This window comes from Flavobacterium litorale (genome assembly GCF_019613795.1).
Lineage (GTDB): Bacteria > Bacteroidota > Bacteroidia > Flavobacteriales > Flavobacteriaceae > Flavobacterium > Flavobacterium litorale.
Genome location: NZ_CP080429.1, coordinates 2,596,785 through 2,611,679 on the forward strand (window position 1 = coordinate 2,596,785; position 14,895 = coordinate 2,611,679).

16 protein-coding genes are annotated in these 14,895 nt (G+C 36.6%); 8 read left to right on the forward strand and 8 right to left on the reverse strand.

What is annotated here, in order from left to right; all coding sequences use genetic code 11:
* Positions 1 to 24 precede the first annotated feature (24 nt).
* Both carB and rpmH read right to left on the reverse strand, forming a co-directional pair.
* Positions 25 to 2,877 carry a carbamoyl-phosphate synthase large subunit gene (gene carB, locus K1I41_RS11820; protein ID WP_220640542.1) on the reverse strand — a complete coding sequence of 951 codons (2,853 nt, stop codon included), beginning with the start codon at positions 2,875 to 2,877 and terminating at the stop codon, positions 25 to 27.
* A 164-nt stretch (positions 2,878 to 3,041) separates the two neighbouring features.
* The gene (gene rpmH, locus K1I41_RS11825) at positions 3,042 to 3,203 is read right to left on the reverse strand and encodes a 50S ribosomal protein L34 (protein ID WP_091315350.1); all 162 of its coding nucleotides are present in this window, start codon (positions 3,201 to 3,203) and stop codon (positions 3,042 to 3,044) included.
* 172 nt (positions 3,204 to 3,375) lie between these two features.
* Between rpmH and K1I41_RS11830 the strand changes: the two genes are divergently transcribed.
* Complete coding sequence (locus K1I41_RS11830; protein ID WP_220640543.1) at positions 3,376 to 3,915, forward strand: tetratricopeptide repeat protein; 540 nt, start codon at positions 3,376 to 3,378, stop codon at positions 3,913 to 3,915.
* A gap of 84 nt (positions 3,916 to 3,999) precedes the next feature.
* The gene (locus K1I41_RS11835) at positions 4,000 to 5,079 is read left to right on the forward strand and encodes a hypothetical protein (protein WP_220640544.1); all 1,080 of its coding nucleotides are present in this window, start codon (positions 4,000 to 4,002) and stop codon (positions 5,077 to 5,079) included.
* A gap of 34 nt (positions 5,080 to 5,113) precedes the next feature.
* Here the strand turns inward: K1I41_RS11835 and K1I41_RS11840 are convergent, their stop codons facing one another.
* Together K1I41_RS11840 and K1I41_RS11845 are read right to left on the reverse strand one after the other, a co-directional pair.
* Positions 5,114 to 6,022 (reverse strand): lytic transglycosylase domain-containing protein, encoded by a 909-nt coding sequence (locus K1I41_RS11840; protein WP_220640545.1) that lies wholly within the window; start codon positions 6,020 to 6,022, stop codon positions 5,114 to 5,116.
* Positions 6,023 to 6,118: 96 nt separating this feature from the next.
* On the reverse strand, positions 6,119 to 6,787 hold the full coding sequence (locus K1I41_RS11845; protein ID WP_220640546.1) for an alpha/beta hydrolase: 669 nt from the start codon (positions 6,785 to 6,787) through the stop codon (positions 6,119 to 6,121).
* A gap of 154 nt (positions 6,788 to 6,941) precedes the next feature.
* On the opposite strand from K1I41_RS11845, the gene K1I41_RS11850 reads away from it, so the two are divergent.
* Positions 6,942 to 7,229 carry a GNAT family N-acetyltransferase gene (locus K1I41_RS11850; protein ID WP_220640547.1) on the forward strand — a complete coding sequence of 96 codons (288 nt, stop codon included), beginning with the start codon at positions 6,942 to 6,944 and terminating at the stop codon, positions 7,227 to 7,229.
* 130 nt (positions 7,230 to 7,359) lie between these two features.
* Here the strand turns inward: K1I41_RS11850 and mtaB are convergent, their stop codons facing one another.
* Complete coding sequence (gene mtaB / locus K1I41_RS11855) at positions 7,360 to 8,697, reverse strand: tRNA (N(6)-L-threonylcarbamoyladenosine(37)-C(2))-methylthiotransferase MtaB (RefSeq protein WP_220640548.1); 1,338 nt, start codon at positions 8,695 to 8,697, stop codon at positions 7,360 to 7,362.
* A 106-nt stretch (positions 8,698 to 8,803) separates the two neighbouring features.
* On the opposite strand from mtaB, the gene K1I41_RS11860 reads away from it, so the two are divergent.
* The 3 genes from K1I41_RS11860 to K1I41_RS11870 are packed head-to-tail and all read left to right on the forward strand — an operon-like array spanning position 8,804 to position 10,953.
* Complete coding sequence (locus K1I41_RS11860) at positions 8,804 to 9,067, forward strand: hypothetical protein (RefSeq protein ID WP_220640549.1); 264 nt, start codon at positions 8,804 to 8,806, stop codon at positions 9,065 to 9,067.
* Positions 9,051 to 9,347, forward strand: coding sequence for a type II toxin-antitoxin system RelE/ParE family toxin (locus K1I41_RS11865; RefSeq protein ID WP_220640550.1), 297 nt, complete (start codon positions 9,051 to 9,053; stop codon positions 9,345 to 9,347). Before K1I41_RS11860 ends, K1I41_RS11865 begins: the two co-directional genes overlap by 17 nt.
* A gap of 4 nt (positions 9,348 to 9,351) precedes the next feature.
* Positions 9,352 to 10,953, forward strand: a complete 1,602-nt coding sequence (locus K1I41_RS11870) for an ABC transporter substrate-binding protein (RefSeq protein ID WP_220641884.1) — start codon at positions 9,352 to 9,354, stop codon at positions 10,951 to 10,953.
* A 3-nt stretch (positions 10,954 to 10,956) separates the two neighbouring features.
* Here K1I41_RS11870 and K1I41_RS11875 read toward each other — a convergent pair whose 3' ends face one another.
* The 3 genes from K1I41_RS11875 to K1I41_RS11885 all read right to left on the reverse strand — a co-directional run bounded on the left by K1I41_RS11875 (position 10,957) and on the right by K1I41_RS11885 (position 13,150).
* Positions 10,957 to 11,562, reverse strand: coding sequence for a thermonuclease family protein (locus tag K1I41_RS11875; RefSeq protein ID WP_220640551.1), 606 nt, complete (start codon positions 11,560 to 11,562; stop codon positions 10,957 to 10,959).
* A gap of 13 nt (positions 11,563 to 11,575) precedes the next feature.
* Entirely contained in the window at positions 11,576 to 12,751 is a 1,176-nt protein-coding gene (locus K1I41_RS11880) for a GlmU family protein (RefSeq protein WP_220640552.1), read from the reverse strand.
* Positions 12,752 to 12,898: 147 nt separating this feature from the next.
* Positions 12,899 to 13,150, reverse strand: coding sequence for a type B 50S ribosomal protein L31 (locus K1I41_RS11885; protein WP_220640553.1), 252 nt, complete (start codon positions 13,148 to 13,150; stop codon positions 12,899 to 12,901).
* A gap of 244 nt (positions 13,151 to 13,394) precedes the next feature.
* On the opposite strand from K1I41_RS11885, the gene K1I41_RS11890 reads away from it, so the two are divergent.
* Together K1I41_RS11890 and K1I41_RS11895 are read left to right on the forward strand one after the other, a co-directional pair.
* The gene (locus K1I41_RS11890; RefSeq protein ID WP_220640554.1) at positions 13,395 to 13,928 is read left to right on the forward strand and encodes a DUF4199 domain-containing protein; all 534 of its coding nucleotides are present in this window, start codon (positions 13,395 to 13,397) and stop codon (positions 13,926 to 13,928) included.
* A complete protein-coding gene (locus K1I41_RS11895) occupies positions 13,929 to 14,879 on the forward strand; it encodes a glycosyltransferase family 2 protein (protein ID WP_220640555.1) in 951 nt (316 codons plus the stop codon).
* Positions 14,880 to 14,895: the final 16 nt, after the last annotated feature.

A 14,895-nucleotide genomic window follows, 5' to 3' on the forward strand; every position in this document is an offset into this window, starting at 1 on the left:
TTCTATAAAAGGGGCTTTTTTTATTTATCGGCTTAAGTACATTTTCCTGCGCGAGTAGAGTTCGTAAAACTGGTCATCCTTTAAATCCTCTATAAACAAAATACTTTCACCAGTGCTCTTCATTTCAGGTCCGAGTTTTTTATTTACACCTGGGAATTTATTGAACGAGAATACGGGTTGCTTTATAGCATATCCTTTTAGCTGAGGGTTAAATGTAAAGTCTTTTACCTTTTTCTCGCCCAACATCACTTTAGTAGCATAGTTTACATACGGCTCACCATACGCTTTAGCTATAAACGGTACAGTACGCGATGCTCTTGGGTTTGCCTCTATAATGTAAACCGTATCATCTTTAACGGCAAATTGTATGTTTATAAGCCCTACTGTTTTAAGTGCGAGTGCAATTTTTTTAGTATGGTCTTTTATTTGCTGCATTACAAACTCACCAAGGTTAAAGGGTGGTAATGTAGCGTTACTGTCGCCCGAGTGTACACCGCAAGGCTCTATATGTTCCATAATACCTATAATGTACACATCTTCGCCATCACATATTGCATCGGCTTCTGCCTCTATAGCACCATCAAGGTAATGGTCTAGCAACAGTTTGTTACCTGGTATATTTTTAAGTAAATCAATAACATGCTCTTCAAGCTCTTGCTTGTTAATAACAATTTTCATTCCCTGCCCTCCTAATACATACGACGGACGTACTAACAACGGAAAATCAAGCTCATCCGAAAGTTTTACAGCTTCTTCGGCACTTTCGGCTACACCAAATTTAGGGAATGGTATTCCTAACTCAGAAAGCAGCTCCGAGAAACGTCCTCTGTCTTCTGCAAGGTCAAGTGCTTCGTAACTGGTACCTAAAATTTTAATCCCGTAACGATCTAGTTTTTCGGCTAATTTTAGTGCCGTTTGTCCACCAAGCTGTACTATAACACCTTCGGGCTTCTCGTGGCGAATGATATCATAGATGTGTTCCCAAAAAACAGGTTCAAAATACAACTTATCAGCCGTATCAAAATCAGTAGAAACAGTTTCAGGGTTACAGTTTATCATAATGGTTTCATACCCACATTCTGATGCTGCAAGTACACCATGCACACACGAATAATCAAACTCGATGCCCTGCCCTATCCTATTAGGACCAGAACCCAACACAATAACCTTTTTCTTATCCGAAACTATACTTTCGTTATGCACGTAGCGCGTACCATCTGGTCTTTCAATCTCTGCTTCAAAAGTAGAGTAATAGTAGGGTGTTTTTGCTTCAAACTCAGCAGCACAAGTATCAACCAATTTATATACACGTTTCACTCCCATCTCCTCGCGCTTGTTGTACACTTGGCTTTCTAGGCAACCCATCATGTGGGCTATTTGCCTGTCGGCAAAACCTTTTTGTTTCGCTTCTAGCAACAACTCTTTCGGTAGCGTATCTACCTTAAAGTTGGATATTTCTTTTTCAAGTAAATAAAGTTCTTCATATTGGCGTAAAAACCACATATCTATTTTTGTAATCTCATGAATACGGCTTAATGGTATTCCCATTTGTATGGCATCGTAAATTACAAAAACCCTATCCCAACTGGCGTGGGTAAGTTTATCTATAATTTGCTCATAATTGGTATATCCTTTACCATCGGCTCCTAAGCCATTACGCTTAATTTCTAATGATTGTGTGGCTTTGTGTAGTGCCTCTTGGAAAGAACGCCCAATACCCATTACCTCGCCTACCGATTTCATTTGTAGCCCCAGCGTTCTATCGGCACCCTCAAATTTATCAAAGTTCCAACGTGGTATTTTTACAATTACATAGTCGAGTGTTGGCTCAAATAATGCTGATGTAGATTGGGTTATCTGATTCATCAGTTCATCCAAATGATAGCCTAAAGCCAGCTTTGATGCTATTTTAGCAATAGGGTAACCTGTTGCCTTGGATGCTAAGGCTGATGAGCGTGATACCCTTGGGTTAATCTCGATAGCTACAATGTCCTCCTTCTCATCTGGGCTAACGGCAAACTGCACGTTACACCCTCCTGCAAAGTTACCAATGCTACGCATCATTTTTATAGCCATATCGCGCATACGCTGGTAGGTAGTGTCCGATAATGTCATGGCAGGTGCTACCGTGATACTATCGCCCGTATGGATACCCATTGGATCCATATTTTCGATAGAACAAATAATAACAACATTGTCGTTTTTATCGCGAAGTAACTCTAATTCATATTCTTTCCAGCCTAGCAGGGCTTTATCAATAAGTACTTCGTGTATAGGCGATGCTTCTAATCCTCTGGTAAGCAGCTCATCAAACTCTTCTTTGTGGTGCACAAATGCCGCTCCAGAGCCTCCTAGTGTAAACGACGGGCGTATTACCAATGGGAAACCAAATTCTTGTGCTATCTCTTTTCCTTTAAGGAAAGAGTTGGCTATTTTAGCTGGTGCAGCAGGTATGTCTATTTTTTTGAGTAGCTGTTTAAACTGCTCTCTATCTTCGGTTATATTAATGGCATTAATATCCACCCCAATAAGCCTTACATCAAAATCTGCCCAAATCCCTTTATCTTCTGCCTCTAGGCAAAGGTTAAGCGCTGTTTGTCCTCCCATAGTAGGCAGCACGGCATCGATATTAGGGTGTGCTTTTAATATCTCAATTATAGATTTTGTAGTAAGTGGTTTCAGGTACACATGATCCGCCATAGACGGGTCGGTCATAATAGTAGCTGGGTTAGAGTTAATGAGTATAACCTCAATACCCTCTTCGCGTATGGAGCGTGCTGCTTGCGAACCTGCATAATCAAATTCGCATGCCTGACCAATAACAATTGGTCCTGAACCAATAATTAGAATAGATTTAATAGAGTTGTCTTTCGGCATTGTTGTGTTATGGTTGTAGTTATATATTGTAGTTGTGCAAATTTAGTATTTATTTTAAAAAAACGGCTTTATTATATTCGCTATCAATAAATGCGTTTTTTTATAGGGTATAAAAAAAGGCGTTACTAAAATAAGTAACACCTTTATTATGTTTTAAAAAAACATTATTTTTTATGTCTTGGCTCACATGAAACAGTAAGTTTGTGTCTGCCTTTAGCTCTTCTACGAGCAAGCACCTTTCTACCATTTGGAGAGGACATCCTATCCATAAAACCGTGCTTGTTTCTTCTTTTTCTTTTCGATGGTTGAAATGTTCTCTTACTCATTACTTTGTATCTTTAAAAAATCTTTATTGAATATCTTGTACAGGGCACGCGGAATACCTTTATTCCAAAACCGAGTGCAAATATACAAAGCTTTTTTTTACAGACAAGTGGTTTTACAAAAATATTTTTAATTGATTTTATTACCTTTGCACCTCAAAATTATACACTAATTATGTTCAATAAAAACATTAAACTTGTACTTGCCGCGCTAGTAATTATAACAGCTGTATGGCAATTTACAGAAAATAACATTGGTAACGGTATATCGTTACTATTGCTCTCGGGTATTTTTATATTATTATACTTTAAAAACGAGATGATATTACTAGCGTTTTTAAAGCTAAGAAAACAAGATTTTGAGGGTGCTAAAAAATTACTTGATAAAATTAAAAACCCAGAAGCATCGTTAGTGCGTAAACAACAAGGGTATTATAATTACCTTAATGGGTTGATGCTTTCGCAGACTAACCTTACGCAGGCAGAGAAATACCTTAAAAAAGCCGTAGCACTCGGTCTTAATATGGATCAGGATATGGCAATGGCAAAACTAAACCTTGCAGGTATAGCCATGAGTAAAGGGCGTAAAATGGAAGCCACTAAGCTGCTAGGCGAAGCCAAAAAGCTAGACAAGCAAAATATGCTGAAAGAACAGATTACAATGATGAAGCAGCAAATGAAAAAAGGTCCGCAAGTACAACAGAGAAGATATTAATTAAAACCGCCAACAGGCGGTTTTTTTATTATTTTTAGGAACAGTTGTTGTTTGTAGTAAACAGCGTTACTATAAATATATACCATGAAATTACTACTATACAGCGTACTTTTTACATCGGCACTATTGGCTACCAATACTACTCAAGTCCATAAAAACTATGAACTTAATAAAGCTGAAATATGCACCAAACATAATTTTCATCCCTCAGTTAATAATGACAGCTATGTATATGTAATAACTCGTAACGGTGCCAAGGCTTACAATGAAAATGGTAATAAGCTAGACTGGTGCTTTGCTTTTAAAGCAAAATTACTGGTAGTAACTGAGAAAGGTAACTTGTTAGGAGTAACTTCTATTTACAGGAGAAAAAAAGCTGATACATACTACATTAAAAAAAGTGATACAGGTAACGCATCGGATATTCCGATAAATAACCTTGATTTAAATGAGCGGTATAGCGACTATGAAGATTATTCTGGGTACATAACACAAACGCATTGTATTGAATATTTTGAAGATGAGGTTGAGGAATTTATTCCTAGTAATTATACTGACGTAGAAGTAAACCTTATTACTAAAAATGAATTTTTACAATTTGAGAAAAATGCTATAACTAATTTTAGTGCTAATAATGCTGTTAAAAAAACAGATGGCGTTATTACAATAGGAACTAAACAATTTGTAGATACTTTAGGAGAAGGTAACCTACCGAACACTTTTACATACGTAGGCGAATATAAATTGCTAGGGTATGTTATACAACTAGCCTGCCATGCCTGCGAAGATTATGTATATTATTTGGTAGATAAAAATACAGGCGAAATACTATTTACGTTTAGCGACTTCCCTTATTTTAATAAAAACAACCAATGGGCGTTAACGTTAGGACAATTATTTAGCGACTCTCCTACTGTTTTATACGCTAGCAAATGGCAAGAGGAAAATAGCCAAGAATTATTTACGTATAAGGAGTTTGGTAACTGGATACCTACTGGAAGAGTTTTTTGGGGTGAAGATGATTATTTTCATGCGGAAATACTACCTTACGTTATAGCACAGGAATACCATAATAGTTACGGAACAAAAGGCAATAAAAACTATAATTTCAACTACGTAAGAATAAAAATAAAGGGGCACACACCTTTACAAAATGATGATTAGCCCCTTTTTTTACTATTTGAGATGGTCTCTTACATTAATATCCTTTTAACGGTATAGTAAGTACATACTCTTTCTCTTTGCCCTTTGTAACATTTAATTCTCTGTCACGTAACCAAGGGTTGTGTATTTTTAGTATTTTATAATTTACATTATGCTCTTTAGCAAAAACAGCTAAATCTGGAACTGATGTAGCAACGGTTACTTTTTTTACAGGAAGTACAGGGTACATCTCTTCTTCTGGAATATGAAAATTATATTTAGTTGGGTTTTGCATTACTTGTTTTAAGGCTAATATCCTAAAAACGTAACGAGATGTTTCGCTATTTAAAAGCAAATCGTAATAATTATCTACACCCTGAAAAGTAAGCTGTCTATCTACTCCCGCCGATCCAGCATTGTACGATGCTGCCGCCAAAGTCCAAGAGCCAAACTTTTCCTTAGCTTTTAATAAGTACTCGCATGCTGCCTCTGTCGATTTTTCCAAATGGTAACGTTCATCCACAATATCATTAATCTCTAAACCGTATTGCTTACCCGTTGCAGGCATAAATTGCCAAACACCTCTAGCACCTGCTGGCGATACTGCATTTACCAAACCACTCTCGGCAACAGCTAAGTATTTAAAATCGTCGGGTACGCCGTTTTTCTTTAAAATGGGTTCTATAACAGCAAAGGCGCGGTTAGCTCGTTTTATAATAATTTGGGTAGTAGCATGTAAGTTAGAGTTTACAAGTAACTCCCTATCAAAACGTTCTCTAACATCAGCAATATTAAGCGGAGTAGCCTCACCCGCAAAATCAATAGTAGCAGGGAAATAATAACCGTTAGTTACCTCTGCATCCGTTCCTTTATCATTCAAATTGTTAGATGATACAGCATGTATCATAAATCCGCTAACCAGTACTACCGATGTTATTACGGCTGTTTTTTTAACCCATTTCATAGCTTTGTAATTTTTTATAATTAAAAATAATAGTCTATACATAAGGTAACCTTAGTGTTGTTACCTACTGAGGTAAAGTTACAAAAATGAAGCCAATTACTCCTCCCTGAGTATAATTTCTGGAAGATTTTCGTTAAACCATTTTACTTTATTAATAATCATAATATGTGTACCTCCTTCTATGGCAATATAATCTGTTTTTAGGTATTGCGGAGGGAAAACACCATCCGCAGTACCGTGAATATGTATTATATTGGGGTTGGGTTCTGCCCTGTCCCAAAGTATTATGGTCTTAAACGCCCAATCGAGGTATTTCTTATCACGTACCGACAGATACTTTTCATACAATCGTAATCGTTTTGCTATAAAACTATTGCCATTGGCAAAACGGGCTACCCAGTGTACGCGCTCCATAAGTGCAGTTGGGAAAACCTTATAAGCCCTAACCATCTTAGCAAAGCGCATTCTGCGCGGAAACTCGGTATTACACTTTACACTCGATACTATAATTACTTTTCGTGCCTCAATAACCTCAGCTATTTCTTGTACAAGTACCCCACCAAACGAAACACCTATTAAAACAGGGTTATTATGTGTTATGGTAGCCGCTATACGTTGCGCATAATGCCGTAAGGATTCTTCGGGTTCTGGGAGTACCCATTCTAAAAAAAACACCTCAAATGTAGCTTCGGGTAACTTTATATTTTCAAAAATAACAGGGCTTGCTGCTAAGCCCGGCATAAGATAAACTGGGATTCTTTCCATACAATGAGTATGTTTTAACGCTTTTTCGACCGTATTTGTCGATTTTTATTACGAAATTTGTATAAAATTAAAATTTTTATTCCATCCAGCGCATTCATATAATTTTAATTTATTAATAAATTACAAAAGTACCACTGAAGCAGAATTATAAGCTATGGAAATTAAAGACAACGAATTTCAGAGACAGTTCGAAACTACATTGGATGATGGGACAACGTTATCAGTAGAATATTCTTTACAGGAACGAAAAATTTTTCTTACCCGCATTAATACTCCAGAGGGCTTTGAAGATGACGATAGTGTTAGCGAATTTATTAAAGCAATATTAGATACTGCTGAAGAAAGACGTTTACGTGTAGTACCTGTGCACCCCAAAACGGCTGCTTTTTTCAAGAAAAACCCAGGATATAAGGAGTTACTCCCTCCGGGAATTCGTATTTAAATGAGTGGCTACCCGTGCTTATTATGCATGTGTTTTTTTACCACACAAAACGTTTGAATGGATAAAATAGAAATTTGAATTAAGCAAGGTTACAATAGCCAAAAGAGATGTTGTATTAGAAACATAATGCTTAATTTATGTATACTGGCTGATTAACAAACTCCATACGTACAATACCATCGTCGTCAATTTTGGTAAGTTGTATTTTGTGTAGTGTATTTACCAACTCAGGATTCCAAGGTGTTTTTACTTTTACGTAATTCTCGGTAAAACCGTGTATGTATCCTTCTTTATTTTCGCTTTCAAACAATACCGTACGTGTGGTGCCTAATTGGCTCTCGTAAAAAGCCCTACGCTTTTTAACCGATAGTCCACGTAACATTTTACTACGCTTGCTACGTACATTGTTGGGTACTACACCCTCCATTTCGGCGGCAGGTGTATTATCGCGCTCACTATACGTAAATACGTGTAGGTACGATATATCTAGGCTATTGAGGTAATTGTAGGTTTCTAAAAAATGTTCATCTGTTTCTCCCGGAAAACCTACTATAACATCTACACCAATACAGGCATGAGGCATAACTCGGCGTGTTTGTGCAACACGGTCGGTATATACTTCGCGCATGTAGCGTCGGCGCATTAATTTTAGTATATCATTACTACCACTTTGTAAGGGTATATGAAAATGCGGTACAAAAGTTCGGCTTTGCGCCACAAAATCAATCGTTTCGTTTTTTAATAAGTTCGGTTCAATAGAGGATATGCGCAAACGCTCTATACCCTCCACTTCATCTAGTGCTTGTACCAACTCATAAAAAGTATGCTCGTGTTTTTTATTACCAAACTCACCTTTACCATAGTCCCCTATATTTACCCCTGTAAGTACAATTTCTTTAATGCCTTTAGCAGAAATTTCGGCAGCATTATGCAGTACATTTTGTAGTGTATCGCTACGCGAAATACCGCGTGCCAAAGGTATGGTACAGTAGGTACACTTATAATCGCAGCCATCTTGCACTTTTAAAAAAGCACGGGTACGATCGCCAATGGAGTAACTCCCTACATAAAAATCAGCTTCTGATATTTCGCACGAATGTACCTCGCCCATATCGTTTTTAGACAGGTCGTTGATGTAGTCTGTAATCTTAAATTTTTCGGTAGCACCCAAAACAAGGTCAACACCATCTACAGCAGCCAATTGTTCGGGTTTTAACTGGGCATAGCATCCTACGGCTGCTACAAAGGCTTTATCGTTCTTCTTCAGTGCTTTTTTAACTACCTGTTTAAACTGTTTATCGGCATTTTCGGTAACCGAACACGTGTTTATAACATAAATATCCGCAGCATCTTCAAAATCAACACGGTCAAAACCTTCATCCTGAAAATTACGGGCAATAGTAGATGTTTCTGAAAAATTCAGTTTACATCCTAGTGTATAAAAGGCAACTTTTTTCCTGTTTTCCATAATTATAAGCCAGCGTCTCAAATAAGGGTGCAAATTTACATACAATTTGGCAGTAAATAAAATCGTCAATTGATTATATTTGTATCATACAATAAACACACGGCTAATGCAATCGCTTCAAATACAAAAGGATAAACTTTCACTTATTGAATGGATAACACAAATAGAAGATGTTGTTGTACTCAATAAACTAAAGGCTATAATGACTGAAGATGAAAATAGTAATTTCTTATTATCTGAGGAGCAGCAACTAATTTTAAAAGAGACTGCCAAAAAATATCATTCGGGAGAAGAACGCACTTATACTTGGCAGGAAATTAAAGCTAATGCTGCTGAATTAAAAAAAAATATTAATGAAAAGAAAGCATAAGATGGTATTTACATCACGTGCTAATAATGATATACTTGATGCTTTTAATTACTACGAATCTGCACAAAAAGACTTAGGAAATTATTTTCTTGATTCGTTGGAAAACAGTTTTATTTCTATCAAAAACAGCCCTGATATTTATAAGTTTGTTTATAAATCGTTTCAGCAAGCAAAAATAAAACGTTTTCCGTATGTAATAGTATTTGAGTGTAGAGGTAAAGAAATACTCATACTCACTGTTTTTAATACCTATCAAAATCCAATAAAGAAAATAATCTAAATTGATAAAAAATAGCATTGCCACTTTACTAACTTTATTACTCACCATTATATTTTTTTCCTGTGGTGGAGAACAAAATAAAAAGCGTGACCATCTGGTTTTTAGGTACAATGAAAATGCAGCCGTTAACTCGTTAGATCCTGCTTTTTCGCGTACACGCCCTTCAATATGGGTTTGTAACCAGTTATTTAGCGGATTAGTACAACTTGATGATAAGCTCAACATACAACCCGATATTGCCAAACGCTGGGAGATTTCGCCCAACGGTAAAACATATACTTTTACACTAAGAGATGATGTGTATTTCCATAGAAATGGAGTGTTTGGCACGGATAGTACACGTACGGTAATAGCACAAGATTTCGAGTATAGTCTTAATCGTTTATTAGACGAAAACGTTGCGGCACCAGGCAGATGGATATTACAAAATGTAGCTGATTTTAAAGCTGTAAATGATACCATATTCCAGATACAACTTAATAAAACATTTCCTGCCTTTTTAGGCTTGCTTACCATGAAATACGCATCGGTAGTACCACATGAAGCTTTTGAAGCAGCAGGGTACGATTTTAGAGCCAACCCTATTGGTACAGGTGCATTCCAATTTAAAATCTGGGAGGAGAACGTAAAATTAGTCCTCCGAAAAAACCCATTGTATTACGAAAAGGATGAAGAAGGTGTACAGCTCCCCTACCTTGAAGCTGTAGCGATTACCTTTTTACCCGATAAGCAAAGTGGCTTTTTACAGTTTGTACAGGGTAGACAGGATTTAGTTTCGGGATTAGACCCATCGTATAAAGATGAAATTGTAACTCCTAAAGGTAAATTGCAAGCCAAATACAATGATGAGGTAGACATGATTACAGGACCTTATTTAAACACCGAGTATATTGGTTTTAGGTTGGATGGTGCTAACGATGCCGTAAAGGACAAGCGGATTAGACAGGCTATGAATTATGGTTTTGACCGCGAAAAAATGGTAATGTACCTCCGTAATGGTATGGGTACGCCCGCAATATATGGTATGATACCTACGGGGCTTGGCGGATATGGCACGACAGGTTATAATTATAATCCTGAAAAGGCACGTAAATTAATAGCTGAATATAAAAGTGAGAATGGAAATGCCAATTTGGATATACAAATGAGTACAAGTGCCTCGTACCTTGATATTGCTGAGTATTTACAGCGCGAATGGCAAAAAATAGGGCTTACGGTTGCTGTAGATGTAAACCCGCCTTCTACATTAACGCAATCCATATCTAACGGGAAAGTGTCGTTTTTTAAAGCGAGTTGGATAGCTGATTATCCTGATGCCGAAAATTACCTTTCATTATTTTACAGCAAGAATTTTTCGCCAGGTGGTCCTAACTATACTCATTTTAAGAATGAGGATTTTGACAGGTTGTACGAAAAAGCTTTTACGGTTATTAACGATAAGGAACGGTATGCTTTATATAAAAAAATGGATGCTATTGTAATGGAAGAAGCTCCTGTTGTGCCTTTGTTTTACGATAAAGCAGCACGATTTACTACTAAAGATGTAGCAGGGCTAGGTATTAACCCGTTAAATTTATTGGTACTGAAAAAGGTAAAAAAGAATTGATTATTACCTGCTCCTATTACGCCTATTTTTTCGGTACTGCCAAGGGGCTACAGGGTTTTTAGCCGACCATAACCCTACTTTTTCGACTCTAGCCTTATTTTCCATTTCGGCTAAGGCGTCACTATCCGAGTAATCTTTGTAATGCCATGCCAAACCTGCTTGTATAAGTGCTTCGTTTACATTAATACCTTCTTTGGTAATTACTGTACCTACTACCCTACCATAACGGTCGCGCTTACCACCCGATGCCACAGTTACTATTTTTCCGAAGCATAAATCGGATGCATATTTTTTAGCTGCTTTGCCAAAAGCTTGTTTCTTTTCAGGGCAATCAATTTCGGCAAGGCGTACCCGTTCAGCATAGCCTTCATATAGTACATCAAATGTATCACCATCGCTAATACCTACCACCTTTCCAGTAAAGGTTTTTAAACTCCGAAATGGTTTCTTGGCTTTTTTATAGTTCTTTTCTACATAACCATCCCTACCTGTATTGCTTTTATTATCATTGTTTCTAACTACAGAATAAATGGAAACAATTAATAATACTATTATAACCCAAATAGGATATTTTCTGCTACGCCCGCCTCGGTGCTGCCGCTTTGCCATAGTGTATTACTTACTATTCTTTACGCCATTTTTTCGTCTCTTCAAAAATATGTTCCATTATAGCAGCATCTTCTGGAGTAAAAGCAACCTTGCGTCGTGCCATTACTATTTCGGCAGTAATAAACGCTTTTTTGGTAATGTATGTTGTAAAACCTGATGCGCCACCCCATGAGAAACTTGGCACAAAGTTGCGCGGGAATCCGCTACCAAATATATTGGTGCTTACTCCTACTACTGTACCTGTATTAAACATGGTGTTAATGCCACATTTACTATGGTCGCCCATCATAAGCCCACAAAACTGTGTTCCTGTTTTGGCAAAACCTTCTTTCTCGTAGCTCCAAAGTTTAACTTCGTCGTAGTTGTTTTTAAGGTTGGAGTTATTCGTATCGGCACCAAGGTTACACCATTCGCCTAATACTGAGTTTCCTAAAAAGCCATCGTGCCCTTTGTTAGAGTACCCAAATAATACCGAATTATTTACCTCTCCTCCAATGCGCGAGTGGGGTCCTACCGTAGTAGCACCGTACACTTTAGTAGCTAGTTTTACTTGTGCACCCTCGCATAATGCAAAAGGACCTCGTATAACCGAGTTTTCCATAATCTCGGTATCTTTACCAATGTATATTGGTCCTCCAGAGGCATTTAAGGTTACAAACTCTAACTTTGCGCCCTTTTCTATAAAAATATTTTCAGGAGCTATTGTATTTATACTGGTAGGTATAGGCTGCGAAGTTCTGCCCTCTGTAAGCAATGCAAAATCTTCACGAATGGCAGCATCATTTTTCTGGAATATATCCCAAGTATTTTCCAATCGTAAACAATTTTCGGTGTACTCTATACTTTCGTAAGTATCAAAATCTACTTCCTCCTGTGTGTCTTTCGTATAAAAGGCAATCACTTCTTCACCATGAAATATAGCTTGGTTTTCCTTAAGCCCCTGTATCATGGCTACCATATCTACCGTAGGTAAAAAAGAGGCATTTATCATAATATTTTCCTCCATCTCTACCATAGGGTACTTTTGCATTAAATATTCCTCAGTAAGCGTTGTGGTAGTATAACCCAAATGCTTTTCCCATTTTTCTCTAATGGTTAATATCCCCATTCTAATATCGGCTACAGGGCGTGTAAACGTAAAAGGTAATAACGCGTTGCGTACAGTTCCGTCAAAAAGTATATAGTTCATGGTTGTAGTGTTTGTGGCTCAAAAATAGGTAATAAAGTTTTAAAATTATAAAGAATAGTTATACTAATGATTTGGCAACAATAAACTGCAAATAAAAAAGCCTCCCTAAAATTAGGAAGGCTTTTGATATGATTTAAAATCCAGAAATTACTTTTTGAATTTTGCGTATTTGTTTTTGAACTTGTCAATACGTCCTGCGGTATCGATAAGTTTAGATTTACCTGTATAAAATGGGTGTGATGTTCTGGAAATTTCCATTTTCACTACCGGATATTCAACTCCGTCTACTTCAATTGTGTCTTTCGTGTCTGCTGTAGATTTAGTAATAAATACGTCATCGTTTGACATATCTTTGAATGCTACTAATCTGTAATTTTCTGGGTGAATACCTTTTTTCATCTTTACGTAAATTTTATTCTGTTATGGTTGTAGTTTTATTTTGCGGCTTCCTTCTTTTAAGGAAGGTGTAAATAAGCATACAACTTTTTATTTTAAATTATTTAAATTTCAGAGTGCAAAAGTACAACTATTTTTTTAATATCAAATACTTATAATTGATTTTTTAGCGTGTAACATACGTTTGTTTTCCGCGACACATTATATTGTAATTAGTATATTTGTAACCTTAAAACTAACCATTATTATGAAAGAAGCAATTAAAAAGAATGGAATTAATTTCGGTATTATAATCGGTGTTGTATCTATTTTAATAAGTACCCTACTATATATTATTGACCTAGAGCTTATGGTTAGCATTTGGGTAGGTATTATTATTTTCCTTGTAAGCTTGGGTATTGGCATATTTGCAGTAGCAAAATCTAAAAAAGAACTTGGCGGATTTATTAGCTTTAAAGAAGCCTTTACTGTATTTTTTATAAGTATGGCTATTAGTGCTGCTATTAGTAATTTATTTATGTACGGACTTTTTAATTTTGTAGACCCTGATGCTAAAGCAGAATTATCGGAGTTGGTAATTAAAAAAACGGTTACTATGATGCAAGATATGGGTGCTCCTTCTGACAGTATTAAGGAAACAGCCAAACAACTGAAAGAAACAGATAACTTTAGTCCGCTTTCATTACTTAAATCGTATGTAGGTGGTCTTGTTTTTCATATCATTATCGGGCTTATTGTAGCTGCTGCAATGAAAAAAAATAAGCCTGAGTTCGAAAACTAGATGAATCTATCCATAGTTATACCCTTACTCAACGAAGAGGAATCACTCAGCGAACTACATCAGTGGATTGTTACCGTAATGACGGCTAATAACTATAGCTACGAAATTATTTTTATAGATGATGGTAGCACCGATAGTTCGTGGCAAAAAATAACACACCTTTCCAAAACCAATAAAAATGTAAAAGCCATACGCTTTTTGCATAATTATGGCAAATCGCAGGCATTGCACGCTGGTTTTGCTAAGGCACAAGGGGAAGTTATTATTACTATGGATGCCGATTTACAGGATAGCCCAGAAGAAATTCCAGCATTATATGATATGGTAATGCATAAAGAATTTGACTTGGTATCGGGTTGGAAAAAAAAGCGGTACGATTCGGTATTAACTAAAAATATGCCCTCAAAACTTTTTAACTGGGCGGCACGCAAAACATCGGGGGTAAAACTACACGATTTTAATTGCGGATTAAAAGCCTACAAAAATACCGTAGTAAAAAACATAGAGGTATCGGGAGAAATGCATCGTTATATACCTGTATTAGCCAAAAATGCAGGTTTTAGCAATATTGGCGAAAAAGTAGTAGTACACCAAGCCCGAAAATATGGTACCACCAAATTTGGTATGGAACGCTTTATAAATGGCTTCTTGGATCTTATCACTATTTGGTTTATATCGCGCTTTGGCAAACGCCCTATGCATCTTTTTGGTGCCTTGGGGGTACTTATGTTTGTTATAGGATTACTATCGGCTGTATATATTGGTATTACCAAACTTTATAAACTATACAATAACGAACCTGCAATATTAGTAACCAGTAACCCTTGGTTTTATATTGCTCTTACTACCATGATTATAGGTACACAATTATTTTTGGCAGGCTTTCTGGGCGAAATAATTTTGCGTACTAAAAACAACGAGGAACGATATAAGGTAAGTGAAACACTGTAACTGAAAATAATTTGTA